Source organism: Pseudomonas karstica, assembly GCF_009707515.1.
Lineage (GTDB): Bacteria > Pseudomonadota > Gammaproteobacteria > Pseudomonadales > Pseudomonadaceae > Aquipseudomonas > Aquipseudomonas karstica.
On the sequence record NZ_WLYI01000011.1, the window covers coordinates 20,582 to 47,205 of the forward strand.

Sequence of the window (26,624 nt, forward strand, 5' to 3'; positions counted from 1 at the left end):
CCCGCTCTCCTCACGGAGTGCGGGCCATCAAGGCCTACTTTACGTACTCGATCGCAGTAATCCACCAGCACACCTCGCCGCCTGGGGTCTGCACAATGGCCTCATCATCCACCTCCTTTCGCAGCAACGCCCTGGCCATGGGTGAATCGATGGAGATGTAGTCCATGCGCTCATAAATTTCATCGTATCCAACGATACGAAAGCGCTTGGTCTCACCCTGCTCGTTCTCAATGCTCACCCAAGCACCAAAAAACACCCGCCCCTCCTGCTCCGGCATGTACTCAACCACGCGCATGTCTTCCAGACGCTTGCGCAAGTAACGTACCCGCCGGTCAATTTCGCGCAACAGCTTCTTGTTGTATTGGTAATCGGCGTTCTCGCTTCTATCCCCCAACGACGCTGCCCACGTCACTTTACGGGTGGTATCAGGGCGCTTTTCTCGCCACAGGTAATCAAGCTCTTTCTTTAGCGCCTCATGGCCTTCTTTGGTAATCAGCTTGGTACTCAAAAGCTATACGCCCCTTGGGAGTTCAAACACATTGCGATATCTGCCATAAGGCAGCAACCGCCCGGTTTCAGTCGACTGAAGCCGATGATAAATGAACAGGGAAAAGTAGCCAGGGCTGGTTCACCTGAGTGATCAGGCCATGTGCTCATCTCCCGTCCCCTGACCATGCTCGCCCTCCGGGCCGAGCATTTCGTCCAGGTCATGAAACAGCCCCCTGAGACTGTCCCGAAGCCGGAACATCTGCGACATTCCGGCTGCCAGTTGGTCCTCTCTATGACGGACAGCCAGGTCATGGCTGTGTAACTGGGCGGCCTGGCCTTCCAGGCGGTGCGCCAGCTCTTCCAGTCGGTGCTGTTCTACCTGCTGCGCCGCCAAGCGCCCTGCCAGTTGTGCTTCACGAGTATTCAGCGTCTGGGCCAACTGCTGCAAATCGAGCTCGTTTTCGGCAGCTCGCCCGGCCTCCTGTTGTTTTGCCTGCTCCCAATTGGCCCTTTCCTGCAACAACAGGCTGCGAGACTGGCCAAGCTCCTCTTCTTGTTTGAGCACAATGTTCTTCTGTTGCGTGAGCTCTTGAGCCACGCGAGCCAGATTGGTCAGGGTACTGTCCATCGCAAGCAATGATGACTGCGCTTCACTGGCAGGGGCAGGAAGCGTCTGGTCGCACTCCAGGGCCAACTGCACAGGCTCGATCGCCTCTGTCATCGATTCCAGCAGCGGTTCGGGCTGTGCCTGCGGCTCGGGAGTTGGCGATGGGGCATGCCTCACAGCGTTTGAAGGGGCCACCATTTGTGAGGAAAACCGAATCGAAGGAACAATCAGCGAACTGCTCTCGATGGCAGGTAAACCCGGTACCGACGCCCCCAGGGTGATCACCTTCATCACCAGCACCTTCTTGATCGTCAACGAATGATGATCTTCTGGCCGTGCGGGAGGCAGCCTGCACCCCTTCAAATCGACAAAATGATATGGAATGTGGGCCTCCGATGTGCCTCCAGGCTTGCCCCCCGACGCTGCAGCCACGGTCAGGATTTGCTTGAAAACATGCATCGCCACCTGCAAATCGCTGGGGGAGTCGATACCCCCAAGAAAATAACGCTCGGACTTTTTACGTAACGAGGCGATGTACACCCGTGAACTCCCCGGCTCTATCTCTTCATCCAGGCTATAGGCCAGAAAGTTCGAACCAATCTGAGTGACGGCGAAACCACAGAGCAGCGCACCATTAACCGGAGTGTCATGGCCAGAGTGCTCAAGGACAAGGGTACGTAGAAGCATCATGAAATTCAGGTTCCCTGTTCGGATTGATAAAACTTCAAGTACACATCAAACACTGAATAAGCGATAAACATCAGCAGGAACTGACCTAATTGTTTCAGCGACCATTCGGTTTACACGTAGGAGTTGGCTTATTCGAGCACCCTGGCATTTCCAAGGACGGACATTAAACGTACCATTTTTAAAACCCAACACCTGCGACTACCCACCCAATAGTTTTTCAAACTAAATATTTAAAAATACAATCAATCGACCCTTCTCCAGATCAATCCAAATATCGTTTCACTCGGTATGGCCGCCTAACTTACTCAGTAGAAAAATATAATGATCGAGATAAAAAATCTAACAAAATACTATGGTCGCAGTTGCGTCATCAGCGACTTTAATTTTTGTACCCAGCACAAAGAGAGCCTGGGAATATTTGGACATGATGGGGCTGGTAAAACAACCCTGATAAAAATGCTGGCCAGGGCAATTCTCCCCTCATCCGGGCACATAAAGATGTTTGGCAGCAATGCCGACATTACACATCAACAGGCAAAAAAAATAATTGGCTACCAGCCTGAAAGCGCACTCAGCCACAGTGCCATGACGGTGAAGGGGTTTCTCGAGTTCATTGCCGATGTTCGCGGTTTTTGCGGCGTGAACAAACGCAAAGTGGTGGATCGAGCCGTCGATCGCCTGGAACTCAGGCCCACCCTCAAATACCCGGTTGAAATATTACCCCCAGGGCTGAAGCGCCGGGTATCCATAGCCCAGGCCATTCTGCATGAGCCGGCCTTGTTATTATTGGATGAGCCCACGGAAGGCCTGGCCCCCCATCAAAAACAAGCCATCAGGACACTTATCAAGTCGTTGTCGAGCGAAATGAACGTCATCATTGCCTCCCGTGCTCCCGAAGAAGTGGCCTGTGTCTGCGATCGCGCCTTGATCATCTCTGGCGGCCGCTTATTGGCCGACTCACCGGTGCCAGACCTGATGCGCAGCTCCCGTCATTACCAAGCCGTCACCCTGGCGGCGGATGCTCCACTGGACCTGCTGGCACTGGCAGTATTGCCGGGTGTCGCGGGGATCGAAGAGCACCGTCAAACACCCGGCACAGTGACGATAGTGGCGATGCCGGGGCAAATCATTTATCCCCATATCATCGCTCTGATCGCCAACCGTCGCTGGAAAATCAATGCGTTGAACCTGGAACCCGGACGCCTGGATGATGTGGTCCACCACCTGAGCCAGGAGGCGTCGACGTGAAATTGTTACCGGTGATATTCAAGCGTCAACTCATCAATTATCTGTCTGCGCCTGCAACTTATCTATGTATCGCTGTTTTCTTGCTGGCGGCCGCCACGGCTGGTTTTCAGATAGAAAAGTTGCTTGAGCATGGCAGTGCCGACCTGCATATTTTTTTCCAGTTTCACCCCTGGCTTTATTTATTGCTTGTTCCTGTACTGTGCACACAGCTTTGGTCGGACGAGTGTCAAAAAGGGGCAATTGATTTCCTGAATACATTACCGATCAGTGCCTTCGAACTTGCCGTAGGGAAATTCCTGGCGGCCTGGACGATTTCAGGCCTCGCGTTACTACTGACATTCCCAATAGTTATTACCGTCAATTATCTAGGCGATCCAGACAATGGCACCATTGCATTGCAACTACTCGGTAGTTGGTTACTGGCCGGCGCTTATCTGTCGGGAGGTTGCTTCATCTGTGCACTCACCCATCACCGGCTGGCTATTTTCACGTTAACCTTGGGCTTAATGCTTGCGGTCAGCGGAGTGTCATCTGCCATCGACGCTCTTGACCATCAAGCACCGATCTGGATCATTGATAGTTTAATCTCGCTAAGTCCATTGACACGCTTCGACGCGATCAGCAACGGAGTGCTGGTATTGCAGGACTGTTTGTACTTCATCAGCATGATTATTGCGTTTCTAACCGCGACAACCCTCCTCCTGAAACTCGGAAAAGGTTGAAGGATAACTTCGATGAAAGCCCTCATCAGCGTCGGCGCAACACTTGTTGTCATACTGTTATTTTTTCTCGCACTCAATCTGGCATGGGTACCGAGACTGCCTGATATTCGACTCGACCTGTCCAAACAAAAAGTCCATACGCTATCCGAACCGACCAGAACCCTGCTGGCCACACTGGAAAGCTCCATGGACCTGTATTTTTTCAATTCAAGAACACACCCTGAAAAAAGCAGCGCGGTGAAACACTACAGCAAGCGCGTCGAGACGTTGCTCAAGGCATACGAAAAAGCGGCAAAGGGTAAAATCAGATTACACCTTATCAATCCTGCGCCTTTTTCCGAGGAGGCCTACAAAGCCGGGCTGTTGGGCCTGGACGACAAGCAAGGGTTCTTTGGTCTTATTGGAACCAATGGGAACCATGGCGCCCAAAAAATCGAATCGTTCAGCCCCAATCAGGAGCCGTTACTGGAATATGAGATCAGCCACCTGATCTCCAGGTTAGCCAACCCCGAACAGGCCGTTATCGGTCTGATATCGGGGCTGCCCATGGATGGCAAACGGGATCGACACAATCAGGTCTCCTCACCTCCCTGGCAGGCGTTGCAGGAGATACGTCGGCACTTTAACCTGATGAGCCTGGCGAACAATACCGAACACATTCCCGACCCGATTAACACCCTGATGCTGGTTCACCCCAAGCATTTACCCAGGCAAACCTTGTATGCAATCGACCAGTTTGTGCTGGGCGGGGGCAAGTTGATGATGTTTGTCGACCCGATGAGCGAACAGGATCCCAGCACCGAAACGCCAGGCAAGTCCTCAAGCCTGGCGGGCATGCTGACAGCCTGGGGCGTGCAGATGCCTACAGACAAGGTGCTCGCCGACAGCCTTTACAGCACGCCGATCATCTTCGCCGACGGACAATCTCCTTTGCGCCATCCGACAGCCCTCACCTTGCCCCGCCAGGCCATGGCCCAGAATGACGTCAGCTCCTGGAAGCTGAACACCGTAACCGTGCTGAGCAGTGGTGCGCTCACGCCCCTCAAACAAAGCCGTACTACCTTCACCCCCTTGCTCCAAAGCTCCGGGCAAGCGGCGCTGTTTGATGCCGGCCGTTTCGTCAGCCCCACCGCCTTCGATGCACTGAGCAGCGAGGCAACGGCCCGCGGCCAGCGTCATGTCATCGCCGCCCGCATCCAGGGCCCAGCCTACTCAGCATTCGTGGACGGTATCGACGGCCGAAAAGCCGGCTTGCAAAAGGCTGCCGACATTCATGTGGTGGTGGTCGCCGATACCGATTTGCTCAGCGACCGTATGCGGGGGGGCTCCGTGCAACAGAGCAATGGAAAAAACGCCGCCCTTTCGGACAACATACGGTTTGTGCTCAATACATTGGATAACCTGTCCGGCCCCGATGCACTGATGAACATTCGTCCTCATACCGATATCCATCGACCACTGGCGGTATTGGAGACGTTACGCAATGAGGCAGCGAAGAGTTACCGGGAAAAGGCCGCAGCCCTGGAACAACTCCTGGTGCAGACGGAAAAGCAATGGCAGTCCTTGCACAACCAGCCGCTGTCCTTCGGCACAGAGCCGGTCACGTCAAACCCACTGTTGCAAGCACTTAACAAGGAACGTTTACGCTTGCCCATGGAGCTTCACGTCTTGAAAAGCCAGGCTTACGCGAAGGTCCATGCCCTGGAGCGAAACGTGAAGCTGCTCAATATCGTTACGCTGCCGCTGCTACTGAGCCTGATTGCCCTGGTTGTTTTCCTGTCACGCCGGCGTCGACTTCCACTCTCGACGATCCTTTACTGACACAACTCAACGTCGTGTAATCAACCCCTGCCGTGAAATACGGGTCAGTTGCCGGATAACCTCCTCAGCCTCACTGGCACTGGGGGCTTGAATGACCGCCAGGTCGAAGCTGTCGCAGGCAAAGCGGGAAAGTGAATCACCGTCGTCGATAAACTGGATCAAAAAAGCCGATGGCCTGCCGGTACGGCGTGGCCAACCGTCCAGGTAACGCAACAGCGTAGGCTGATGCTTGCCACCCAGGAGGATTTTCGGATTGCGTTGAGTGAGGCCCGCAGTAATCGGGGCCAGGCGTATGAGGGGGCGTAGTGCATTCATCGTGTCGTGTCTCGGCCTCAAAAGTCTGCGGGCAGGTGAGAGGCAACACCGAACCAGCGCTTTAGCGGTATTTCAAAACCTGGGCCAGGTTTCTGTCGGGACTGTTCTCAGTCACCTGTGGCGCCCCGCAATTAGCTGTTTAAATCGGCGCATGCGCAGCATCCTAGAGAAGCGTGTGGGGCGGTGTCAAGAATCCCGAGCAACGAAAAGGCCCGCACATGCAGGCCTTTTCAGGGACTTGCAGGGGTTCAGTTGGCGATTGCGCGGTCGGCAGACCATTTGCCCGCACCTTCCAGCATCACGGCGATCGTGCCACCTAACAAGGCCAGCGCGAACTCATAACCATTGTTGGCCATGAACAAGCCGTGCTGGATGTGTACCGAGAAAATCGCCACCAGTGAAACAATGCTCAAGCCCAGCGCCGCAGGGCGTGCCAACAAACCGATGATCAGTGCCAGGCCGGCGAAGAACTCGGTACCGCCCGACAGCAGCGCCATCAAGGTACCCGGCGCCAGGCCGATGCTTTCCATCCATTGGGCTGTGCCGGCCAGGCCGCCACCGCCAAACCAGCCGAAGAGTTTTTGCGAACCATGGGCGGCAAAGATGATGCCGACAAAAATCCGCAGAACGGTCAGGCCGTAGCCTGCGCGAGTGGACAGGAGGTTTTTGATCATTGGGCTCATATTGATAATCCTTTTCAAGGTAGGAGGTTGGTTGGCCGCCATATTAATCAGTTTATAAAATGATAAAATCCGAAATAATGCCGAGCAAGTATCTATTTAATCGATCATTTACGTAAGGCTACCTTCGACGCATCTGGTTCGAGGGAGTCCCGCTCCCGATCAAACGCCAAATAGTACTTGTTGACATTATTAACATAGCTGACGCCGCCCATCCCCAACCGCTCCATGGCAATGCGCTCGACCTGGAAGAACCACTGGTTGGGGTTCAATCCGCGGCGTCGGGCTTCGGCGCGCATGCTTTGTACCCGCTCCGGCCCCATGTTGTAGGCCGCCAGGATAAACGCCATGCGCTCACGCTCATTAAGCTTGGGGCTGGCGAAAAACTTGCGCCGGATCAGCGCCAGGTAACGTGCGCCCGCCTGTACATTTTTATCCAGGGTCTGGATATTGTTGACCCCTACCCGCCTGGCTGCCGACGGTGTGATCTGCATCAGCCCGGTAGGAGCCCTGCTGTTTTTCACAGCCGGATCAAGAGACGACTCCTTGTACGCCAGCGCAGCCAGGTTCAGCCAATCCATGCCTTGTTTGCGGGCATGCTTCTGCAACACCGGGCGCAGTTTTTCCAGGCGCTGACGATCGGCCCGGGACAATGGATAACGCACGCGATACAGGCGACGGTAGATATTCTGGAAAGCCACATCCTGGCCAGACGGGGGTTTGTAGGTTTTCAGGAAGCGGTCAATGCTGGTTCGCAGCATCACAGCGTCCTGGCGGACAAACCAGTACTCCTCACCCGGCTCGCTGATGGTTACCTGCCGATCAAAACGTAGCTTGGGCAGGACCTTTGACCAGCGTAGGGCAATCGGGCGCTCGACGATGGTCAGGTGAAAAATTCCGGCATGGACCATTTCCAGCACATCTTCCACCGCCAGGCTGGGGTCGACCCACTCCACTTTCACCGGTGGTAATTTGCGCAGTGCCAGCTTCTGGTTGATCTGGCTCACCGCGTCCCCCGCCGCACTGCCCGTCGTCAGGGCCAGGGTACGGCCAGACAGTTGCTCCACCCGGGTAAGCCGACGCTCGCCCTTGACCCCGACGAGCCATAGCGGCACATCACTGGCGATCGGGGCACTGGCGCTGACCTTGTCCGTGGCTTTCATATCCAGCAACTCACCGGGAGCCACCAGGTCACCTTCGCCACGCGCCAACGCGCCCAGCAATTGATCCTTGGCTTTGGGAATGATCTTGAGGTGGATTGCCTGACCGTTACGGGCGTGACCATTGAGGTATTGCTCAAAGGCACGCAAGCGATGGTATTCAACACCGATGGCCTGGCCCCGGACCTGGCCGGAGCTGTTGCGGCTCTGGTTGATCAATACGCGCAAGGTGCGGCTGCTGCGAATTTGCGTCAGGTCGCGGACCTTGCCCGGCTTGGTCACTTCCGGCGGCCCGGCCGGACGCGCAACCGCTGCAGTCGGTAGCAGTAACGTCAGGCACAACATGAGCAACACCGAGGGTCGGATCATCCGTTCTCCGGAAAAACTACGGTCCAAGGCCTCATCCACGACAAAGCATTGGGGAACACAAACAGAGCGCAATGAGCGCAAGCGTTGGTCGCAAGGGTGGCACAGCAAAAGGCGCCCGGCCAACCACGGTGTTGCTTACGACATTCAAAGACAGCGTCAACTCGTTGTAGTTCTTGGTTTTTCTTATAAACCTACAGCTCTGATATGCTTTCCGACCGCAGGCGGAGATAGCACCATGCAACTCATTGATATCGGCGTCAACCTGACCAACCCAAGTTTCGACGACAAGCATCAGGTCGTACTCGACCGTGCGTACGCCGCCGGGGTCAACCAATTGGTCCTTACCGGTACCAGCGTGGAAGGCAGCGAACAGGCCCTTGAACTCTGCCACCGGCTGGATGAAACCGGCCAACGATTATTCGCCACTGGCGGTATTCATCCCCATACCGCCAGTGACTGGAACGCCGACAGTGCCCAACGCCTGCGCGCCTTGCTCAAGGAAAACCGCGTGCGTGCCGTCGGCGAATGCGGGCTGGACTTCAACCGGGATTTCTCACCGCGCCCGCAACAGGAAAAGGTCCTCGAAGAACACCTGGCACTGGCCGTGGAACTCAAGCTGCCGGTGTTTCTCCATGAACGTGACGCCAACCAGCGCTTGCTGGAGATCCTGCGGGACTATCGCGATCACCTGTGCGCTGCCGTGGTGCACTGCTTCACCGGTGAACAGCGGGCGTTATTCAGTTACCTCGACCTGGACCTGCATATCGGCATCACCGGCTGGATATGCGATGAGCGTCGTGGGACACACCTGCATCCACTGGTCAGGGAAATTCCCCGGGGCCGTCTGATGCTGGAAAGCGATGCGCCGTACCTGCTACCGCGCACCTTGCGACCCAAGCCTAAAAATGGCCGCAACGAGCCCGCCTACTTGCCGGAAGTCTTGCGCGAAGTCGCCCTGCACCGGGAGGAAAGCGTGGACGACCTGGCACAACACAGCAGCGCCTGCGCCCGGGCCTTTTTTGGGCTACCTGTTTTTGAAATGCCTGTAGCGGATTGACGCGGCGCGCGGTAGCCACCTTGGCCAGAAAATTGAGCCGGGCGGTTGGCCTGTTGACGTTATAGCTATAGCCCCGATAGCCAGCCTTGATTCGCGCGACTCCCCTGCCCAGCCTAAACTCCGTTCAAGTTGTTTCAGAACAGAGGATTCCATCATGGGCAAACGTCATCCCAACCTTCCCGCCTGGCAATGGCGCACCCCGCCGCGCAGCCACCAGCACGGGACCAACCATGCATTGCAACTGATTGCCCTGCCACTGTTCACCATTGGCTTCCTGCTGATGGTTTCCGGGGTGTTCAGCCTGAACCTGGCGAGTGTCGCCGTCGGTGTCGTTGGATTGCTGGCCGCCGTGGCGCTGCAGCATCACGGCCGCAACCTGGAAGCTCGCGCTAGCGAGGCCAGCAGCGATCAGCATCTGTTGGTCTGAAGGGTCAGGCGAACACCACTACGGTTTGCCGGCTCAAGGCAATCAATTGGCCGTGAGGGCTCCACAACGCGGCGGCAGCATGGCCATAGCCATCGCGGGCATGTTCGATCTGCACGTGATACTGGCACCAGTCCAGGGTGGTGAGATCTTGCAACGGTTGGACGAACTCGATGGTCCAGGTCAAGGTACTGCCCGGCGCCGGTTTGCTCAGGTGCGGAAGCAGGGCTGGCGGCCAGGCATCCACCAACGCGAGGATGTAGGCTTCAGTCAGCGGCTCTTCCTTCACGTCCCCACGCAACCTCACCCAACCGCCCATTTCACGCGACTTATTAGCGGTAAATGGCAGCCCGCCGACGCTCCAGCGCATGGCCAGGTGGCCCATGAACTCAGGCGTCACGCCTTTGATGTAAGGCAACTCCTGGCATTCATCCCAGTGCTTGAACGTGGGCGCCGGTTCGGCCACGACGTTGATCTCTGAGGGTCGCGAAGCACCGAAGCTGGCTTGCATCAGCGTCATCACCTCACCGTTCTGCACCACCCGGCCCAGTAACTGGCTGACGGCCTTGCCTTCACGCAGCACTTGGACTTCATAGCGTGCCGGCACGTCCGGCGCCACCGGCCCGACAAAGGTAATGGCCAGCGACCGCAGCGGCCGATCCGCCGGCACCCTGGCGCGCAGCGCTTCGTACTGCAAGGCGGCAACCAGGCCACCAAACGTGGCACGCCCCTGGGCCCAATCGGCCGGGATCGTCACGTTCAGGGGATTGCTGCGGGCAGCGTCGAGCAAATCACTAAAGCGCATGGCGACCTCAATACAAAGGAAAACAATTGAGGAATCTTAACCAGCGCATGGCCCGGGCACACCATCTATTCCGGCCAAACAAGCGGACAGATAAGCCTTAACCCGCGAAACAGTCGGCGCTCAATTTATCCAGCACCCGATCCGCCTTCCCTTCAGCGTGGGCCATGGTTCGATGCCAGACCGCAACACAAGGCTGCAAGTCTGCCTGATGTTCGGCCTGGGCCAGCCATTGCCAGCAATCGTGCCAATCACCCAGTGCGCTTTGGGCCGCCTTGAGGCGTGACATGGTTTTATTCGGCAACTTGCCCAATTGCGGGTAGGCCTCTGCCGCATAGCGCACACGCTTGATCAACAGGCGCAAGCGGTGACGGTCGTGGTCGGGGTCGTGCAATGCCTCATCAAGCCTTTGCCATTGCTTGGCCAGGCGTTTTTCAATACGCGAGTGCAGTCCCTTGAGCAGCTTTTGCCGCTGGGAAGCGCGGATAAATCGCGGGAATGCATCGAGAATCAGCAACAGTTGCGCCAACTCGGGCGCTTGGGCCACCTGGCGATAGGTGCCAGGTTGTTGCGCCATGCGCCGCGCCGCGGCCTCGTGATAGCCATGCTGATGAAGGTAGGCCGCCAGGACTTCACGGTCGCGAAGCGGCGTAGTCAATTGCCCAACGCCGCTGGCGGCCGCTTCCAACTGTTCGATACCGGGCAACCCGCGCAACGGTCGCAGCAGGCTGCGCAGGCGTCGCACCGTGATGCGCAGGTCATGCAGGGACTCATCGTCCGTGACGGCTGCAAGGCGAGCCTGGCAGTTCAGCAACCCAACTTCCAGGCCAATGACCTGAGCGACTAACTGATCTACCAAGGCAGACATCGTTTACCTCTCGTTATTTACACCCGTGCGATAGCGCAACCTCGTTTCACTCGTCAGCAGCGACAGATCAACGCCCGGCACGGGACTCACGAATGTAGAAACGGGCTTTCTCGGCCTTGTTGGAGCAACCTTCGAAAGCTTCGAATTGCTGCTGGGTCTTGGCACCTGTCAGCAGGGACAGTGCCTTGGAATAACTCACGGTGCCGGCAAAACCCTCGGCCTTGGCCAAGTCCAGCTCTTTCCAGGCCGAATCCAGCTGCGAGCCGCAGCTATCGCGATAAGCAGTTTTGCCAGCGCAACCGGCCAGCGCCAACACGATCACAGGCAAACACATCCAGGCTTTCATCAATGACACCTCAAAATAAAGAACAACAGTCGTGGGATGTAGACGTTACCTACAACAAAAAGTGCCTTGCCAGGCGGCCTGAAATCCAAACACCCATTGCCAAAGCATACCCGAGCGCAAGGGTACCTTCGCAAAATAATCCATGGAACGCCGAAGATTGAAGCCACTCCTCGATGGGTGCATTGTGAACATCTGTTTTGCGAAGGACCTGGATCATGAAGAAACGTGTTGCACTGGTACTGGGCTCCGGCGGCGCCCGGGGTTACGCCCATATTGGCGTGATCGAAGAAATTGAAAAGCGTGGCTATGACATCGCCTGTGTCGCCGGCTGTTCCATGGGGGCGGTAGTGGGCGGGATCTATGCCGCTGGCAAGCTGGACGACTATCGAAACTGGATCGAAAGCCTGGATTATCTGGACGTACTGCGCCTGGTAGACGTGAGCTTTCGTCTCGGTGCCATACGCGGCGAAAAGGTCTTCGGGCAGATCCGCAAGATCGTCGGCGAGATCAATATCGAAGATCTGCGCATTCCCTACACAGCGGTGGCCACCGACCTGACCAACCAGCAGGAAATCTGGTTCCAGGAAGGCTGCCTGCACCAGGCCATGCGGGCTTCAGCCGCGATTCCCAGCCTCTTCACCCCGGTGATGCAGGGCAATCGCATGCTGGTGGACGGTGGCCTGCTCAACCCGCTGCCCATCGTGCCGGTGGTGTCGAGTCATTGCGACCTGATCATCGCGGTCAACCTCAATTCCACCAACCAGCAGCATTACCAACTGCCAGTGATTCAGCGTCCAGCGGCATTCAAGAGTCGCTTTAACAACCTGGTACAGTCCTTGGGATCGCATCTGCCGTTTCGTCGCAAGCAGGCCGAGCAGTTATTGTTGCTGGAGCAGGAAGCGCTACTGGCCCAGGCGGCCGATATCAACCCGTGGCTGGACTCTGCCAAACCCGAGGCACAACAGCCCGCCGCTGCCCCGGAAAAAGCCGGGGCACCGAAGTCTGCCACTGGTTCGTTCATTATCGACAACGTCGGCCCTGCATCGCTGCTGGACCTGATCAACCAGAGTTTCGAGGTGATGCAAACCTCATTGGCGCAGTACAAGATCGCGGGTTATCCGCCGGACATTCTGATTAACGTGCCGAAGCGGGTGTGTCGGTTTTTCGAGTTTTACAAGGCTCCGGAGTTGATCGCATTGGGGCGGGAGATTGCCAGCGATACGCTGGACCGGTATGAGAGTGAGCAGCACTGAGTTCTTTAGTGAGGTCAGTTGTTTGGGGTCTGTACATCTTTGCTAGCGGGATTTTTTGGGTTGGTTGGTTGGTTGGAGTACATATCCGTTGCTGTGGTCACGGCTGCGTATGGTTTCGCTTTTACAGCGACTCACTTTGGAAAAGCCCCAAAGTAAGCAAAGGGCTCTTGCCCCCACCACTTGGTGCCTCGCCCAGACTCGGCATGCCCGAACGCAGGCATTACTCCGTGGGCCGCCCAAGATCAAAAGCCAGAGCAGAGCGGTCTTCTGTAGGAGCGAGCTTGCTCGCGAAAAACCTGAGGACGCCTCGGGGTACCAGATTTCCCGCGTTATCGTTAACGACCTTCGCGAGCAAGCTCGCTCCTACAGGGGGAATGTATTCACAAAATCAGGTCGGCTGTCAGGCCGCCGTGCTTGTGATGTTGATCTGAAGCGCCCCGTTAAACCACGATGGCCGGAGTCCGGCATTGATTCGGGGGGTAAACCGGCAGGACGCCGGTTTAGCCGCACTGGGCCAGGGATGGCCCATTGCGGCGGCCCCCCGAATCAATGTCGGAGTACGGGCACACCGAGCCTGAGCGAGGTGCCGAGTGGTGGGGCAAGAGCCCTTTGGTTACTTTGGGGCTCTTTTCCAAAGTGACCCGCCGTAAGGGCGGAACCCTACGCAGCCGTGACCACAGCAACGGATATGCCCCCCTCCGCATGTGCTATATAGTCAGCCAAGCAAGTGCTTGGTTGGCTATCGCGGATCATCGCAGCACACAGGAGCGCGCCCCATGTCTGTGGCTTTTCGTTTGCCGTTGCAGGTCTTCTTTGAGCGTGAAGCGCGGCATCCGCGCCAACGTTTTATGGTTCAGCCCATCGGTGGTGGCGAGGTACAGACCCTCACCTGGAGCGAGGTCGGTCACCAGGCTCGCTGCGCCGCCCACTGGCTGAGGGCGCGGGAGCTGCCTCAAGGCTCGCACATTGCCCTAATCTCGAAAAACTGCGCCCACTGGATCATTGCCGACCTGGCGATCTGGATGGCCGGACATGTCTCGGTGCCGCTGTACCCCAACCTCACCGCCGATTCCGTCGCCCATGTGCTGGAACATTCCGAGGCGGCGCTGGTGTTTATCGGCAAGCTCGACGACTGGCCCTCCATGGTTCGCGGGGTCAAGGCCAGCTTGCCGACCATCAGCCTGCCGCTGTGCCCCGAGGGTCAATTCGATTTCACCTGGGCCGACCTGCAAGCCTGCTCACCGATCCAGGACGCCCCGGCACCTACCCCTTCGGATCTGGCCACCATCATCTACACCTCCGGTACCACCGGCTTGCCCAAGGGGGTGATGCACAGCTTCGGCGCGCTTGGTTTTGCCGCTACAAGGGGCACCGAGTTGTTTGGCCTGGGGGAGGGGGACCGACTGTTGTCGTACCTGCCGCTGTGCCATGTGGCGGAACGGATGTTTGTCGAATTGGCCTCGATCTATACCGGGCAGACGGTGTTTTTCGCTGAAAGCCTCGACACCTTTCTCACGGACCTCCGGCGGGCGCGACCTACGGCACTGTTCGGTGTGCCGCGGATCTGGACCAAATTCCAGATGGGTGTGTACGCCAAGATTCCGGAAAAACGCCTCGATACCCTGCTGCGCCTGCCGCTTATTGGCAAGCGAGTGGGGCATAAGGTGCTCGCCGGGTTGGGCCTGGATGCATTGCGCATTGCGCTGTCCGGCGCAGCACCGGTGCCTGAGACGCTGTTGCGCTGGTACCAGCGCCTGGGGTTGGATGTGCTGGAGGTCTACGGCATGACCGAAGCTTGTGGTTACTCCCATGTGTCTCGCCCCGGCCAGCAGAAAATTGGCTGGATCGGCCTGCCGTGCCCGGATGTCGAGGTGCGCATTGATCCCACGGGTGAAGTGCAGGTGCGCAGCGCAGCGACCATGCTCGGTTACTTCAAGGACCCGGAGAAAACCGCCGAGAGCCTCACCGAAGATGGCTTCCTGCGTACTGGCGACAAGGGTGAGCAGGACAGCGAGGGCCGGCTGCGCCTGACCGGGCGCCTCAAGGAAATCTTCAAGACCAGCAAAGGCAAATACGTGGCCCCGGCGCCCATTGAGAATCGTCTGGCCGAGCATGCGCGAATCGAACAGGTGTGCGTAGTCGGCGATGGGTTGAGCGCGCCCATGGGCCTGTGTGTGTTGTCGGCGGTGGGCCTGCAAGACGCCGCAGGCCACGCGCGCCAGGCACTGCACGGCAGCCTGGAACGCTTGCTGGAGGAGGTCAACCAAGCTCTGGATAAACACGAGCGCTTGCGTCAATTAGTGGTGGTGAAAGACAGTTGGGCGGTGGAAAACGGATTCCTGACCCCGACCTTGAAGATCAAGCGTAACGTCATCGAATCCACTTACGGGCCACAGTTCCAAGCCTGGAGCGAGCGCTCCGAGGTCGTGCTGTGGCAGGATTGAGACCTTCATAAAATCAATAAGGACAGATTAATGAGCCTGTGGCGCACGCAACCTGATATCGAACAACTCAATGCCATTCAAAAAAACACCATTGGTGAAGTGCTGGATATTCGTTTCGAGCGTTTTGACCAGGAATCGCTGACTGCCAGCATGGTGATCGACCAGCGTACCCACCAGCCATACGGCCTGCTGCACGGCGGGGCCTCGGTGGTGCTGGCGGAAACCGTCGGCTCCATGGCCAGCTACCTGTGCATCGACGCCAGCAAGTTCTACTGCGTGGGCCTGGAAATCAATGCCAACCACCTGCGGGGCCTGCGATCGGGACGAGTGACGGCGGTGGCCAAGGCGATTCATATCGGGCGTACTACCCATGTCTGGGACATTCGCCTGACCAGCGATGAAGGCAAGGCCAGTTGCGTGTCGCGGCTGACCATGGCGGTGGTGCCGCTGGGTGAGAATCCATCGGCGCGATAGCCATGGCGTGAGTGTCATCATTCCTGGCAGTTACAGTCATTGCTGTGGCGGCCGGGCATGGGGACAATCAATTTCTGTTTTCGGTGATGGGTCCAGTATGTCGCAGCACGTGTTTTTCGCTCACGCCAATGGCTTTCCTTCGGCCACCTACGGCAAGTTGTTTGCCGCCCTGGCCCCGGAATATTGCGTGGCGCATTTGCCGCAGCACGGGCACGACCCCAGGTTCCCCGTGGATGATAACTGGCAGAGTCTGGTGGACGAGCTGATCCATCATCTGGAGCTGCAACCGGGGCCGGTATGGGGCGTGGGTCATTCCTTGGGTGGTGTGCTGCATCTGCATGCGGCCATGCGTTGCCCGCAGCTGTATCGGGGCGTGGTGATGCTGGACTCCCCGGTACTGACCCTGGCTGACCGCTGGGTGATCCGCGCCGCCAAGCGCTTTGGTTTTATCGACCGCCTGACTCCGGCCGGCCGCACCCTCGGCCGCCGTGAAGAGTTCGCCGACCTGGACGCAGCGCGCAAATACTTCGCCGCCAAGACCCTGTTTCGCGCCTTCGATCCCGACTGTTTCGACGCTTATTTGCAACACGGCCTGCAACAGGTCGGTGATCGCCTGCGCCTGCGTTTTGACTCAGCCACCGAAATCAGTATCTACCGGGGTGTGCCCCACACAAGCCCAGGCCAGGCCCGTCAATTGAAAGTGCCGCTGGCCGTGGTGCGGGGCCGGCAGAGCCGGGTAGTCATGCGCCATCATGCCAGTGGTGTCGGGCGCATGCCCCAGGGCGAAATGTTGACCATGCCAGGCGGCCATATGTTTCCCCTTGAGCGCCCCCAGGACACTGCGGCTTTGCTCAAGAGCCTGTTTGCCCGCTGGGAAGCCCGGCAGTGCGAGCCCGACTGCGCATGACCATACCCGTTGAAGAAGTGCGCCTGAGCCTGCCCCACATCGAACTGGCAGCCCACTTGTTTGGCCCCCAGGACGGTTTGCCGGTGATTGCCCTGCATGGCTGGCTGGACAACGCCAACAGCTTCGCGCGCCTGGCCCCGAAACTCAGTGGCCTGCGCATCATTGCCCTGGACATGGCGGGTCATGGTCACTCCGCCCATCGACCCGTTGGGGCGGGTTATGCCTTGTGGGATTACGTCCATGATGTGCTGCAAGTGGCCGAGCAGCTGGGCTGGAAACGTTTTGCATTACTTGGCCATTCCCTTGGCGCCATCGTTTCCCTGGTGTTGGCCGGCGCCTTGCCCGAGCGGGTGACGCACCTGGGATTGATTGATGGCGTGATCCCGCCGACCGCTACCGGCGAGAATGCCGCCGAACGTCTGGGTATGGCCTTGCAGGCGCAATTGAGCCTGCAGGACAAGCGCAAGCCGGTGTACAGCACCCTGGATCGCGCCATTGAGGCGCGGATGAAGGGCGTGGTAGCGGTCAGCCGCGAAGCCGCCGAACTGCTGGCCCAGCGCGGCCTGATGCCGGTGCCGGGGGGATATACCTGGCGTAGCGACAGCCGACTGACCCTGGCCTCACCGATACGTCTGACGCAAGACCAAGCCATGGCCTTTGTGCGTCGAGTAGCCTGTCCGACACAATTGGTGGTGGCTAAAGACGGCATGTTGGTGAAACATTCCGAATTGCTTTCACAGCTTCCTTTCAATCTGACGACTTTGCCGGGTGGCCATCATTTGCACCTGAATGACGAGCCAGGTGCGGTCCTTGTTGCAGACTGTTTCAATCGGTTCTTCACCATGCCTTGACTTGGCGGGAGCAACTGCCGAGGCTGGGCGGATCGAAAAGGAGTCAATCATGAACAAGCTCAACACCGCAGCGACCCCACCCGGCCGTGGCTCGCTGACCCAATGAGTATGCCGAAGGGATTTATCCGTATTCTTGGGCTGTGCTGTTTCAGCCCGCTGGTGTTTGCCGCCGATGTGCCAGGTAGCCAGGATTTGCCCACCGTGCCCCGTCAGGCTGATGCCCAGATAGTTGATTACCGTCCAGCCGCAGAAAAAGAGCGTATCTATCCGATGGGCCCGATCCGCAAGATCAGTGGCCAATTACGTTACGAAGGCCAGGTCACTGCCCGTGGGCAAGCCACCGCCATCACCTATGAACTTCCTGCTGAACATACCTCCAGTGCCGCCTTTACTGCGACGCGAGAAGCCTTGCAAGCCCAGGGCGCGCAATTGCTATTCTGGTGCCAGGCTCGAGATTGTGGGGAAAGCAGCCTGTGGGCCAATGAAGTCTTCGGCAGCGCCAAGCTGGTAGGCGCCGATGGCCAGCAGGAGTTTTTGCTGCTGCGCCTGGCCGCCCCCCAGGACAACTCTCTGATAGCGATGTATGGCATCACCCGGGGCAATCGTCGGGCTTACCTGCATGTCGAGCAACTCGATGCCAGTGCGCCACTGGGGGATTTGCTACCCACTTCGGCCACGTTGTTGCGGGAGCTGAAAAGCACTGGCGAGCTGGACTTCCCCATGTTTGGCGCCGAACCCGACGCCACCTGGCTGACCTTGATTTCCCGCGGATTGAACCTGGACACTACTTTGCGGGTCAGTTTGACAGGTCCCAATGCTGAAGCCTGGCGCCAGGGGCTGATCGCTCAGCGCGTGCTTGCCGCACGGCTCGAAACAGGCACCACAGAGGCCAAGGGCCTGCACCTGCAATTGCTGCGTTGATCGTTTCTGGGCGAACGGACCCGCGCCGTTCGCCTAAGCTCTTCATCTACAGTCTTCTTTTCGAGAAACCACATGCTCAACAATGATCGCCTGCTGGTGCAGATCCTGCTTCTGGTGCTGTTTGGTGCCAGTTTCTGGGTGATGGCGCCGTTCTGGTCGGCGCTGTTCTGGGGCGCGGTGCTGGCGTTTGCCAGTTGGCCGTTGATGCTCCTGCTGACTCGCTGGTTGGGAGGACGTGAGTCCCTGGCCGCAGGCATTCTGACCTTGGGCTGGATGCTACTGGTGGCGGTGCCTCTGGTCTGGCTGGGCTTCAACCTGGCGGATCATGTGCGTAGCGTCGTGGTGTTGATCAAGGATGTTCAGGTCGACGGCTTCCCCCAGGCGCCAGCCTGGCTGGGTTCCATTCCCTTGATCGGCGAGCGCCTGGTGGGCATGTGGGACAGCATCGACCAGCAAGGCACTGCTCTGATCGCCAGTCTCAAGCCTTATCTGGGGCAGGTCGGCAACTGGTTGCTGGCTCGTAGCGCACAGATCGGCGGCGGAATCCTGGAACTGACCCTGAGCCTGGTGTTCGTGTTCTTTTTTTATCGGGATGGGCCGCGCCTGGCGATGTTTGTCCATCGTTTACTGGAGCGTTTGATCGGCGACCGCGCGGGTTACTACATCGAACTGGTGGCCGGTACGGTGCAACGGGTGGTGAACGGGGTCATCGGCACGGCGGCGGCCCAGGCGTTACTGGCGTTGGTCGGTTTCCTGATCGCTGGTGTCCCGGGGGCGCTGGTACTGGGGATCGTGACCTTCCTGCTGAGCCTGATCCCCATGGGCCCGCCGCTGGTCTGGATTCCAGCCACAGCGTGGCTGGCATGGAAAGGCGATTACACCTACGCGGTATTCCTTGGGGTATGGGGGACGTTCATCATCAGCGGCGTGGACAACGTGCTCAAGCCGTACCTGATCAGTCGTGGCGGCAACCTGCCGTTGGTCATCGTGTTGCTGGGGGTGTTTGGCGGCCTGATTGCCTTTGGCTTTATCGGCTTGTTTATCGGGCCGACGCTGCTGGCGGTGGCTTATAGCCTGTTGATCGACTGGAGCGCAAACCAGGCCCAGGCACGCCGGCAGGAGGACCAAGGCCGCGACGGACTGTAGCCGCTGACGAGGAACGAGGCTGCGATGGGCTGCGAAGCAGCCCCGCCGTTGGCCCTGCCGAGCTTACACCCGAGGCAACCACATAACGGCTGTCAACCCACCCCCTGGCGTCTCTTCCAGGCTCAACTTTCCACCGAGCCGCTCTACCGCCTCCCTGGCAATGGTCATCCCCAATCCCACTCCGCCGGAGTTGCGGTTACGCGAACCTTCCAGTCGGAAAAAAGGCTCGAATACCGCTTCGTGCTTTTCGACGGCAATCCCCGGCCCATGGTCGATCACCCGTACCACCAAGGCCTGGGGGCTGTCCGCCAGATCAATGTGTGCCGTGCCGGCATAACGCAAGGCATTGTCGATCAGGTTATTGAGACTGGAGCGCAAGGCCATTGGTTGTACCTGCAAGGGCGCGCACTGCCCGCTGCATTGCACGTGCGAACCTCGGTCCTGGGCATTTTCACTGAGGGATTCCACCAGCGCCTGGACGTCCAGCCAATGCCGGGTTTCGCTGGTGCGTTGTTCGTGCAGGTAACTGAGCGTGGCGTCGAGCATACCGATCATGTCATCCAGGTCCTGGCGCATCTGGCCTTGCAGTTGGGTGTCCTCAATCTGTTCCAGGCGCAGCTTGAGCCGTGACAACGGAGTGCGCAGGTCATGGGAGACGGCCCCGAGCATGCGTGCCCGTTGCGTGACCTGCTCGCGGATGCGTTTTTGCATCATGTTGAAAGTTGAGGCCGCCTGTCGCGCTTCCTGGGGGCCGGATTCGTCCAGTGGCGGGCTATTGAGGTCGACACTCAAGCGCTCGGCCGCCGCGCTCAGGCGCTGGATGGGCCGACTGAGCAGTTTGGCGCCGTACCAGGCAGCGATGATCAGTGAGATAAATTGAAACGTCAGCGGCACCACCGGGCCGCCGAACCAGGGGCGACGGTGCTCGTGCTGTTTACTCATCAAGCTGCCGTCAGCCTGCTCGACCAAGGCTGCGGTTGAGCGTGGCGGCGGCGGGTCGTAGTGGTGAAACCAGAAGATAGCGAGCGCATGGGCCAGAACAATGGCCACCAGCAACACCCCAAACAGCCGGCCGAACAGCGTGTTGAAGGCGTTGCGCATCAACCGATATCCCGAGCATCAAACAGATAGCCTTCGCCGCGCACGGTCTTGATCAGTTGTGGTGCTTTCGGGTCATCCCCCAGCTTTTGCCGCAGGCGCGACACCAGCAAGTCAATGCTGCGGTCAAAGGCTTCGATGGAACGACCACGGGCCGCGTCCAGCAGTTGTTCGCGGCTCAGCACCTTGCGCGGGCGTTCGATAAACACCCACAACAAGCGAAACTCGGCGTTGGACAGCGGAACCACCAGGCCATCATCGGCCACCAGTTGGCGCAGCACGCTGTTCAGGCGCCAGTTGTCAAAGCGGATATTGGCTCGCTGTTCGGTGCGATCGTCGCGCACCCGACGCAGAATGGTTTGGATCCGTGCGACCAGCTCACGGGGCTCGAATGGCTTGGACATATAGTCGTCGGCCCCCAACTCCAGGCCGATGATACGGTCGGTGGGCTCGCAGCGGGCGGTGAGCATCAAGATCGGTATGTTCGACTCGGCCCTCAGCCAGCGGCACAAGGACAAGCCGTCCTCGCCAGGCAGCATCAGGTCGAGTACCACCACATCGAAGGATTCGGCCAGCATGGCCTGGCGCATGGCCGTGCCGTCGGTCACGCCGCTGGTGAGAATGCCGAAACGGGCCAGGTAATCGATCAGCAGCTCGCGGATCGGTACGTCATCATCGACAATCAGCGCTCGGGTGTTCCAGCGCTTTTCATCGGCGGGCACGGTACCTTTTTGATCGTCATTCGTCGCTGGGGAACGGGTTTGCATAGTGCGCTCATCTACCTGATAGGCCGCGGGGCCCAAGGGCGGCGGCGAGGTTTGTCACGTTCAGCATAGGCGCCCGATCCTGTGGCTGTGAAGTGCTGGACACTGGGGTCATGGGCGAGGCTAGCCTTCAGGGTTGTTGCAGGCATGTCGTGAATGTATCGACATTGAAATATTTGCCCGCCACTGAGCGAGTCCTGAGGATTTACCGATCATCGGATCCCGCAACGGCGCTGCTTGCGCTACAATTCGCGCCGATTTCGACTTGCCTGAGAGCCCATTCCAATGTCCGTTTGCCAGACGCCTATCATCGTCGCCCTGGATTACCCCACCCGTGACGCCGCACTGAAGCTGGCTGACCAGTTGGACCCCAAGCTGTGCCGGGTCAAGGTCGGCAAGGAACTGTTTACCAGTTGCGCTGCGGAAATTGTCGGTACCTTGCGTGACAAAGGCTTCGAGGTATTCCTCGACCTGAAATTCCACGATATTCCCAACACCACGGCCATGGCGGTCAAGGCGGCTGCAGAAATGGGCGTGTGGATGGTCAACGTTCACTGCTCCGGCGGCCTGCGGATGATGGCCGCTTGCCGTGATGTGTTGGACCAGCGCACCGGCCCAAAGCCATTGCTGATTGGCGTGACTGTACTGACCAGCATGGAGCGTGAAGACCTGGCCGGTATCGGCCTGGATATCGAGCCACAGGAGCAAGTGTTGCGCCTGGCGGCCCTGGCGCAAAAGGCCGGCCTGGACGGTTTGGTCTGCTCGGCGCTGGAAGCCCAGGCCTTGAAAACTGCCCATCCTTCGTTGCAACTGGTCACCCCGGGGATTCGCCCGGCGGGCAGTGCCCAGGACGACCAGCGCCGTATCCTGACCCCGCGCCAAGCGCTGGATGCCGGTTCCGACTACTTGGTGATCGGCCGTCCGATCAGCCAGGCGGCCGACCCGGCCAAGGCATTGGCGGCGGTGGTTGCCGAGATCGCTTGATAGCGACGCCCACGTGTAGGAGCGCTTGCTCCTACACCTTCAGCACCAACTTCCCGAAGTTCTCTCCGTTGAACAACTTCATCAACGTTTCGGGGAATGTCTCCAGCCCCTCGACAATATCTTCTTTGCTCTTGAGCTTGCCCTGCGCCATCCAGCCAGCCATTTCCTGCCCGGCGCTGGCGAAGTTCGCCGCATGGTCCATCACCACAAAACCCTCCATGCGTGCCCGATTGACCAGCAGTGACAAATAATTGGCCGGTCCCTTCACCGCCTCTTTGTTGTTGTACTGGCTGATCGCACCGCAAATCACCACCCGGGCCTTCAGTGCCAACCGGCTCAGTACCGCGTCGAGAATGTCTCCGCCGACGTTATCGAAATACACATCCACACCTTTGGGGCACTCACGTTTGAGACCGGCATGCACGTCTTCGTTCTTGTAGTCGATGGCCGCGTCAAACCCCAGTTCATCCACCAGGAACTTGCATTTGTCGGCGCCTCCGGCAATTCCTATCACACGGCAACCCTTGATCTTGGCGATTTGCCCGGCAATGCTGCCCACCGCCCCGGCAGCGCCGGAAATGACCACGGTTTCCCCGGCCCTGGGCGCACCGATGTCCAGCAGGGCGAAATACGCGGTCATGCCGGTCATCCCCAGTGCCGACAGATAACGTGGTAGCGGCGCCAGTTTCGGATCGACCTTGTAGAAACCCCTGGGCTCGCCGAGGAAGTAATCCTGCACACCGAGAGCGCCGTTGACGTAATCCCCTACGGCAAATTGAGGGCTGTTTGAAGCAATGACCTTGCCGACCCCCAGTGCTCGCATCACTTCTCCAATGCCTACCGGTGGAATGTAGGATTTACCTTCATTCATCCAGCCGCGCATGGCAGGGTCCAGGGACAGGTACTCGTTGCGCACCAGAACCTGCCCCTCCTGCGGTGTGCCCACCGGCACTTCCTGATAGGTAAAGGTCTCCCGGGTAGCCGCGCCGACCGGGCGTTTGGCGAGCAGGAACTGGCGATTGGTCTGGTCAGTCATGGCAGGGACTCTGAAGAAGTGGAGTTTGAGTGATAGACCCTCTTGGCGCGGGGGGCAAGTTGGGCCGACAGGTGCGAATGCCCGCCGATACACTGCAATGATAGTGGGGCTGGCTGACTTATCACTGCCACTCATGGAGCGTTAACCGGCCTTCTAATAGTGCTGACAGGCCTGTGCTGCCACTGGCTAGACTGGGGCAACGGGTATCTCATCCAAGGATCCAACCATGAGCATGACATTTTCCGGCCAGGTCGCCCTGGTCACCGGCGCGGCTAATGGTATTGGCCGCGCCACGGCGCAGGCGTTTGCCGCCGAAGGTTTGAAAGTAGTGGTCGCCGATCTGGATGTTGCAGGCGGCGAAGGCACGGTGGCGTTGATCCAGCAGGCCGGTGGCGAAGCGGTTTTTGTGCGTTGCAATGTCACGCTGGAAGCGGATGTGCAGCAGTTGATGCAACACACCCTGGCCACCTACGGTCGCCTGGACTACGCCTTCAACAACGCCGGCATCGAGATCGAGAAAGGCAAATTGGCTGACGGCAGCCTGGATGAGTTCGACGCCATCATGGGTGTCAACGTCAAGGGCGTATGGCTGTGCATGAAGTACCAGTTGCCGCTGCTGTTGGCACAGGGTGGCGGGGCGATCGTCAACACGGCATCGGTTGCCGGGTTGGGTGCAGCGCCGAAGATGAGTATTTATGCCGCGTCCAAGCATGCAGTGATTGGCCTGACCAAGTCGGCCGCCATCGAGTACGCAAAAAAGAAGATCCGGGTCAACGCAGTCTGCCCGGCGGTGATCGACACCGACATGTTCCGCCGAGCCTATGAGGCCGATCCGAGAAAAGCCGAGTTTGCCGCCGCGATGCACCCGGTCGGTCGTATTGGCACGGTTGAGGAAATCGCCAGTGCGGTGCTCTATTTATGCTGCGACGGTGCTGCGTTCACCACCGGCCAAGCGCTGGCCGTGGACGGCGGCGCCACTGCTATCTAGGACTACAAGCCACTACCTGATCAGAATACCTTTGAGGTGCTGTGAGGCTTTTCCGTAGATGGCAAGGTGCCTGCTCAAAATGTGTTTCATTAGGTAAATAATATAATTAAATCAATGATTTAATAAATATTTGAAGCTGCGCTGACCAACGTCTGTGCTTAACTGTTTTGGGTTTAAATGACAAACAGTTGAAGTGAGTGGCTCATGGATTTAGGGATCGATCGACAAGCCCTTGTACCGGTTGTTCAGCAGATCGTCAGCGCAGTTGCCGCATGGATTCGGGAGGGCGGGGTCAGCCCCGGGACACGCTTGCCGTCCATCCGGCAACTGGCCCGTGACAATCTGCTCAGTCAATCCAATGTCATTGAGGCATGTGAGCGGATGGTGGCCCAAGGGTTATTGGCCTCGCGGCAAGGCTCGGGTTTTTTTGTCGCCGAACAGCCCGCGGCCAGCGACCCGCAGCACGAATGCCAATGGTATGAGGGCGCGGAACAAGGCTGGGGAAGCTTCACTGATAATCCTCTGGGTGAGTTGACGCTGGGGTGCGGTTGGTTGCCGGATACCTGGCGTGAAAGCGACGACATCAGCTATGCGATTCGTGAAGTCACCCGTACCAATACCGCCGGGTTATTCAGCTATAGCACGCCGCTTGGGCTGCCGGCGCTGCGCGAGCAACTGCTCAAGCGCCTGACCCACATTCATATTGGCACCAGTGCCGACCGGATCCTGACCACCCAGGGCGCCAGCCACGCTCAGGACCTGCTGATACGTACATTACTCAAGGCGGGTGACAGGGTGGTGGTTGAAAGTCCCGGTTACGGCAATCTGTATCGCTTGCTGGCCTTTCACGGCGTCACTTTGCTGGAGGTCCCGAGGACTCGTGGCGGTCCGGATATTCCTGCGCTGGAGATGCTGCTGCGAGTACATCGTCCCAAGTGCTTGTTCATCAACAGCCTTTATCACAACCCGACCGGTACCAGCCTTTCCCTGGCGGTGGCTGAACGTTTGCTGCAACTGGCCCAGGCCCAGGACTTCTTTATTATCGAGGAAGATGTCTATGGCGATCTGCAGCATGCCACCTGCACCCGGCTTTCAGCGTTACCCCACAAGGATCGGGTCATCTATGTCTCGAGCTTTTCCAAGACACTCAGCAGTGCCTTGCGGGTTGGTTATCTTACTGCCAGTACGGCAATCATCGAGCAACTGGTCAAGGTCAAGACCCTCACCGGCATCGGTACCTCACGGTTTGCCGAAGCGGTGGTGGCGACCTTGCTGGCCAATGGCACCTACCGCAAATGGGTGCAGCGTTTGCGCAAGCGTCTGAGTACTGAAATGGCTATGACCCTGCAGGTGCTGGAAGACGAAGAATGGGAGGTGTTTGCCGTGCCGGCGGGGGGGATGTTTCTCTGGGTTCGACCTGGCGTAGGCAACTGCCTGCAGTGGCAGGACAAAGCGCGCAAACTTGGGGTGTTGCTCTCGCCGGGCTCGTTGTTCAGCCCGACGGGCGAACACAATGACTGGCTGCGCATTAATGTGGCCTATGCTTGCGATCAACGTGCCCTGGCGCTATTCAAAGCCATGGGGCCGGCAAGATCGACCTCCACTGTTCTGAAAGCGACGGGTATGTAGCTTTTTGCCATTATTGCGCCATCAAAGCCTTGTGTTCGATACCGTGTCGTTGCCAATCTTCCTGCATTGAAAGTGGGCTTGATGGCATTCGCCAGGCCAAGAGGACTCAAGTGCAATGATTACGGTCGTGCAACGACGTTTTGCCAACCTCGGTATGGCGAAGAAACTCGGCCTGGGCTTTGCCCTGGTGTTGCTGTTGACGGCCCTCGTGGCCGCTATTGGGGTGTGGTCGTTGCAGGCCGTCGGCCAGCGATTCGAAAGTCTGAAGGCGATGTCTTCGCTCAATAGCGGTTTGTTGAAGGTACGCTTGATTGAGCAGGCCTATGCACTGCATACCGATCCCAAGTCCATCGACGCTTTGCATGAAAGCGTCGATGCCTTGTCTGCCCTTGCTACGAGCCTCAAGGCGCAGTCCACCGTTAATGTGCCGGTGATGACGGATGTAGAACAGGCCCTGATCGCCTATCGCAAAGCGTTTGATAAGTTTGTCGAGCTGACCCAGGCCAAGGACCTGGCGCTGGAAATGGCCAG

25 protein-coding genes and 2 pseudogenes are annotated in these 26,624 nt (G+C 58.4%); 15 read left to right on the forward strand and 12 right to left on the reverse strand.

The genetic code is table 11. From position 1 onward, the window contains the following. Positions 1–34: 34 nt before the first annotated feature. Positions 35–508 (reverse strand): transcription elongation factor GreB, encoded by a 474-nt coding sequence (greB, locus tag GIR22_RS09795; RefSeq protein ID WP_154743143.1) that lies wholly within the window; start codon positions 506–508, stop codon positions 35–37. A 132-nt stretch (positions 509–640) separates the two neighbouring features. Then, on the reverse strand, positions 641–1,786 hold the full coding sequence (locus GIR22_RS09800) for a hypothetical protein (RefSeq protein WP_154743144.1): 1,146 nt from the start codon (positions 1,784–1,786) through the stop codon (positions 641–643). Between the two features lie 321 nt (positions 1,787–2,107). On the opposite strand from GIR22_RS09800, the gene GIR22_RS09805 reads away from it, so the two are divergent. The 3 genes from GIR22_RS09805 to GIR22_RS09815 are packed head-to-tail and all read left to right on the forward strand — an operon-like array spanning position 2,108 to position 5,577. Further along, positions 2,108–3,034, forward strand: a complete 927-nt coding sequence (locus GIR22_RS09805; RefSeq protein WP_154743145.1) for an ABC transporter ATP-binding protein — start codon at positions 2,108–2,110, stop codon at positions 3,032–3,034. Further along, positions 3,031–3,756, forward strand: a complete 726-nt coding sequence (locus GIR22_RS09810; protein ID WP_178122177.1) for an ABC transporter permease — start codon at positions 3,031–3,033, stop codon at positions 3,754–3,756. Before GIR22_RS09805 ends, GIR22_RS09810 begins: the two co-directional genes overlap by 4 nt. A gap of 12 nt (positions 3,757–3,768) precedes the next feature. Further along, positions 3,769–5,577, forward strand: coding sequence for a Gldg family protein (locus GIR22_RS09815; RefSeq protein ID WP_154743146.1), 1,809 nt, complete (start codon positions 3,769–3,771; stop codon positions 5,575–5,577). Between the two features lie 6 nt (positions 5,578–5,583). On the opposite strand, the gene GIR22_RS09820 is transcribed toward GIR22_RS09815, so the two are convergent. The 3 genes from GIR22_RS09820 to GIR22_RS09830 all read right to left on the reverse strand — a co-directional run bounded on the left by GIR22_RS09820 (position 5,584) and on the right by GIR22_RS09830 (position 8,101). Further along, complete coding sequence (locus tag GIR22_RS09820) at positions 5,584–5,892, reverse strand: class I SAM-dependent methyltransferase (protein ID WP_154743147.1); 309 nt, start codon at positions 5,890–5,892, stop codon at positions 5,584–5,586. Positions 5,893–6,140: 248 nt separating this feature from the next. Next, positions 6,141–6,575: a DoxX family protein gene (locus tag GIR22_RS09825; protein WP_154743148.1), complete on the reverse strand. Its 435-nt coding sequence runs from the start codon at positions 6,573–6,575 to the stop codon at positions 6,141–6,143. 104 nt (positions 6,576–6,679) lie between these two features. After that, positions 6,680–8,101 (reverse strand): MltF family protein, encoded by a 1,422-nt coding sequence (locus GIR22_RS09830; protein WP_154743149.1) that lies wholly within the window; start codon positions 8,099–8,101, stop codon positions 6,680–6,682. A gap of 235 nt (positions 8,102–8,336) precedes the next feature. Between GIR22_RS09830 and GIR22_RS09835 the strand changes: the two genes are divergently transcribed. Continuing rightward, complete coding sequence (locus GIR22_RS09835) at positions 8,337–9,158, forward strand: TatD family hydrolase (protein WP_154743150.1); 822 nt, start codon at positions 8,337–8,339, stop codon at positions 9,156–9,158. Positions 9,159–9,312: 154 nt separating this feature from the next. Then, a pseudogene (locus GIR22_RS09840) lies at positions 9,313–9,570 on the forward strand (terminase); the annotation flags it as partial. Between the two features lie 19 nt (positions 9,571–9,589). On the opposite strand, the gene GIR22_RS09845 reads toward GIR22_RS09840, so the two are convergent. The 3 genes from GIR22_RS09845 to GIR22_RS09855 form a co-directional block, all read right to left on the reverse strand. Beyond that, positions 9,590–10,387 (reverse strand): acyl-CoA thioesterase, encoded by a 798-nt coding sequence (locus tag GIR22_RS09845; protein ID WP_154743152.1) that lies wholly within the window; start codon positions 10,385–10,387, stop codon positions 9,590–9,592. Between the two features lie 97 nt (positions 10,388–10,484). Continuing rightward, positions 10,485–11,252, reverse strand: a complete 768-nt coding sequence (locus GIR22_RS09850) for a CHAD domain-containing protein (protein ID WP_154743153.1) — start codon at positions 11,250–11,252, stop codon at positions 10,485–10,487. Positions 11,253–11,319: 67 nt separating this feature from the next. Then, entirely contained in the window at positions 11,320–11,598 is a 279-nt protein-coding gene (locus tag GIR22_RS09855) for a hypothetical protein (protein WP_154743154.1), read from the reverse strand. A gap of 215 nt (positions 11,599–11,813) precedes the next feature. Here GIR22_RS09855 and GIR22_RS09860 point away from each other — a divergent pair, with 215 nt between their 5' ends. After that, a complete protein-coding gene (locus tag GIR22_RS09860; RefSeq protein ID WP_154743155.1) occupies positions 11,814–12,851 on the forward strand; it encodes a patatin-like phospholipase family protein in 1,038 nt (345 codons plus the stop codon). 268 nt (positions 12,852–13,119) lie between these two features. On the opposite strand, the pseudogene GIR22_RS26370 reads toward GIR22_RS09860, so the two are convergent. Then, positions 13,120–13,206, reverse strand: a pseudogene (locus GIR22_RS26370) (outer membrane lipoprotein carrier protein LolA); the annotation flags it as partial. Positions 13,207–13,627: 421 nt separating this feature from the next. Here GIR22_RS26370 and GIR22_RS09865 point away from each other — a divergent pair. The 6 genes from GIR22_RS09865 to GIR22_RS09890 all read left to right on the forward strand — a co-directional run bounded on the left by GIR22_RS09865 (position 13,628) and on the right by GIR22_RS09890 (position 19,594). After that, complete coding sequence (locus tag GIR22_RS09865; RefSeq protein WP_154743156.1) at positions 13,628–15,295, forward strand: AMP-binding protein; 1,668 nt, start codon at positions 13,628–13,630, stop codon at positions 15,293–15,295. 30 nt (positions 15,296–15,325) lie between these two features. Continuing rightward, positions 15,326–15,769, forward strand: coding sequence for a hotdog fold thioesterase (locus GIR22_RS09870; protein WP_154743157.1), 444 nt, complete (start codon positions 15,326–15,328; stop codon positions 15,767–15,769). A gap of 97 nt (positions 15,770–15,866) precedes the next feature. Next, positions 15,867–16,676, forward strand: coding sequence for an alpha/beta fold hydrolase (locus GIR22_RS09875; RefSeq protein WP_154743158.1), 810 nt, complete (start codon positions 15,867–15,869; stop codon positions 16,674–16,676). Further along, positions 16,673–17,527, forward strand: coding sequence for an alpha/beta hydrolase (locus GIR22_RS09880; protein WP_154743159.1), 855 nt, complete (start codon positions 16,673–16,675; stop codon positions 17,525–17,527). The genes GIR22_RS09875 and GIR22_RS09880 overlap by 4 nt, the downstream gene beginning before the upstream one ends. 102 nt (positions 17,528–17,629) lie before the next feature. Then, positions 17,630–18,448 carry a DUF4892 domain-containing protein gene (locus GIR22_RS09885; RefSeq protein ID WP_154743160.1) on the forward strand — a complete coding sequence of 273 codons (819 nt, stop codon included), beginning with the start codon at positions 17,630–17,632 and terminating at the stop codon, positions 18,446–18,448. 72 nt (positions 18,449–18,520) lie between these two features. Next, positions 18,521–19,594 carry an AI-2E family transporter gene (locus GIR22_RS09890; protein WP_154743161.1) on the forward strand — a complete coding sequence of 358 codons (1,074 nt, stop codon included), beginning with the start codon at positions 18,521–18,523 and terminating at the stop codon, positions 19,592–19,594. A 63-nt stretch (positions 19,595–19,657) separates the two neighbouring features. Here the strand turns inward: GIR22_RS09890 and GIR22_RS09895 are convergent, their stop codons facing one another. After that, positions 19,658–20,695 (reverse strand): HAMP domain-containing sensor histidine kinase, encoded by a 1,038-nt coding sequence (locus GIR22_RS09895; protein WP_154743162.1) that lies wholly within the window; start codon positions 20,693–20,695, stop codon positions 19,658–19,660. Then, positions 20,695–21,459, reverse strand: a complete 765-nt coding sequence (locus GIR22_RS09900; RefSeq protein ID WP_154743163.1) for a response regulator — start codon at positions 21,457–21,459, stop codon at positions 20,695–20,697. The genes GIR22_RS09895 and GIR22_RS09900 overlap by 1 nt, the downstream gene beginning before the upstream one ends. A gap of 282 nt (positions 21,460–21,741) precedes the next feature. On the opposite strand from GIR22_RS09900, the gene pyrF reads away from it, so the two are divergent. Further along, positions 21,742–22,440 carry an orotidine-5'-phosphate decarboxylase gene (gene pyrF, locus GIR22_RS09905; protein ID WP_154743164.1) on the forward strand — a complete coding sequence of 233 codons (699 nt, stop codon included), beginning with the start codon at positions 21,742–21,744 and terminating at the stop codon, positions 22,438–22,440. Between the two features lie 31 nt (positions 22,441–22,471). Here pyrF and GIR22_RS09910 read toward each other — a convergent pair whose 3' ends face one another. Continuing rightward, positions 22,472–23,476, reverse strand: coding sequence for an NADP-dependent oxidoreductase (locus GIR22_RS09910; RefSeq protein WP_154743165.1), 1,005 nt, complete (start codon positions 23,474–23,476; stop codon positions 22,472–22,474). A 226-nt stretch (positions 23,477–23,702) separates the two neighbouring features. On the opposite strand from GIR22_RS09910, the gene GIR22_RS09915 reads away from it, so the two are divergent. Together GIR22_RS09915 and GIR22_RS09920 are read left to right on the forward strand one after the other, a co-directional pair. Continuing rightward, positions 23,703–24,464, forward strand: coding sequence for an SDR family oxidoreductase (locus GIR22_RS09915; protein ID WP_154743166.1), 762 nt, complete (start codon positions 23,703–23,705; stop codon positions 24,462–24,464). Between the two features lie 204 nt (positions 24,465–24,668). After that, the gene (locus GIR22_RS09920) at positions 24,669–26,093 is read left to right on the forward strand and encodes an aminotransferase-like domain-containing protein (protein ID WP_154743167.1); all 1,425 of its coding nucleotides are present in this window, start codon (positions 24,669–24,671) and stop codon (positions 26,091–26,093) included. Positions 26,094–26,624: the final 531 nt, after the last annotated feature.

Excerpts from the sequence above, each read along its gene's own strand:
- GIR22_RS09800 (WP_154743144.1), bottom strand. The coding sequence starts at position 1,786 with ATGATGCTTCTACGTACCCTTGTCCTTGAGCACTCTGGCCATGACACT.
- GIR22_RS09805 (WP_154743145.1), top strand. The coding sequence starts at position 2,108 with ATGATCGAGATAAAAAATCTAACAAAATACTATGGTCGCAGTTGCGTC.
- GIR22_RS09815 (WP_154743146.1), top strand. The coding sequence starts at position 3,769 with ATGAAAGCCCTCATCAGCGTCGGCGCAACACTTGTTGTCATACTGTTA.
- GIR22_RS09820 (WP_154743147.1), bottom strand. The coding sequence starts at position 5,892 with ATGAATGCACTACGCCCCCTCATACGCCTGGCCCCGATTACTGCGGGC.
- GIR22_RS09825 (WP_154743148.1), bottom strand. The coding sequence starts at position 6,575 with ATGAGCCCAATGATCAAAAACCTCCTGTCCACTCGCGCAGGCTACGGC.
- GIR22_RS09830 (WP_154743149.1), bottom strand. The coding sequence starts at position 8,101 with ATGATCCGACCCTCGGTGTTGCTCATGTTGTGCCTGACGTTACTGCTA.
- GIR22_RS09835 (WP_154743150.1), top strand. The coding sequence starts at position 8,337 with ATGCAACTCATTGATATCGGCGTCAACCTGACCAACCCAAGTTTCGAC.
- GIR22_RS09845 (WP_154743152.1), bottom strand. The coding sequence starts at position 10,387 with ATGCGCTTTAGTGATTTGCTCGACGCTGCCCGCAGCAATCCCCTGAAC.
- GIR22_RS09850 (WP_154743153.1), bottom strand. The coding sequence starts at position 11,252 with ATGTCTGCCTTGGTAGATCAGTTAGTCGCTCAGGTCATTGGCCTGGAA.
- GIR22_RS09855 (WP_154743154.1), bottom strand. The coding sequence starts at position 11,598 with ATGAAAGCCTGGATGTGTTTGCCTGTGATCGTGTTGGCGCTGGCCGGT.
- GIR22_RS09860 (WP_154743155.1), top strand. The coding sequence starts at position 11,814 with ATGAAGAAACGTGTTGCACTGGTACTGGGCTCCGGCGGCGCCCGGGGT.
- GIR22_RS09865 (WP_154743156.1), top strand. The coding sequence starts at position 13,628 with ATGTCTGTGGCTTTTCGTTTGCCGTTGCAGGTCTTCTTTGAGCGTGAA.
- GIR22_RS09870 (WP_154743157.1), top strand. The coding sequence starts at position 15,326 with ATGAGCCTGTGGCGCACGCAACCTGATATCGAACAACTCAATGCCATT.
- GIR22_RS09875 (WP_154743158.1), top strand. The coding sequence starts at position 15,867 with ATGTCGCAGCACGTGTTTTTCGCTCACGCCAATGGCTTTCCTTCGGCC.
- GIR22_RS09880 (WP_154743159.1), top strand. The coding sequence starts at position 16,673 with ATGACCATACCCGTTGAAGAAGTGCGCCTGAGCCTGCCCCACATCGAA.
- GIR22_RS09885 (WP_154743160.1), top strand. The coding sequence starts at position 17,630 with ATGAGTATGCCGAAGGGATTTATCCGTATTCTTGGGCTGTGCTGTTTC.
- GIR22_RS09890 (WP_154743161.1), top strand. The coding sequence starts at position 18,521 with ATGCTCAACAATGATCGCCTGCTGGTGCAGATCCTGCTTCTGGTGCTG.
- GIR22_RS09895 (WP_154743162.1), bottom strand. The coding sequence starts at position 20,695 with ATGCGCAACGCCTTCAACACGCTGTTCGGCCGGCTGTTTGGGGTGTTG.
- GIR22_RS09900 (WP_154743163.1), bottom strand. The coding sequence starts at position 21,459 with ATGCAAACCCGTTCCCCAGCGACGAATGACGATCAAAAAGGTACCGTG.
- pyrF (WP_154743164.1), top strand. The coding sequence starts at position 21,742 with ATGTCCGTTTGCCAGACGCCTATCATCGTCGCCCTGGATTACCCCACC.
- GIR22_RS09910 (WP_154743165.1), bottom strand. The coding sequence starts at position 23,476 with ATGACTGACCAGACCAATCGCCAGTTCCTGCTCGCCAAACGCCCGGTC.
- GIR22_RS09915 (WP_154743166.1), top strand. The coding sequence starts at position 23,703 with ATGAGCATGACATTTTCCGGCCAGGTCGCCCTGGTCACCGGCGCGGCT.
- GIR22_RS09920 (WP_154743167.1), top strand. The coding sequence starts at position 24,669 with ATGGATTTAGGGATCGATCGACAAGCCCTTGTACCGGTTGTTCAGCAG.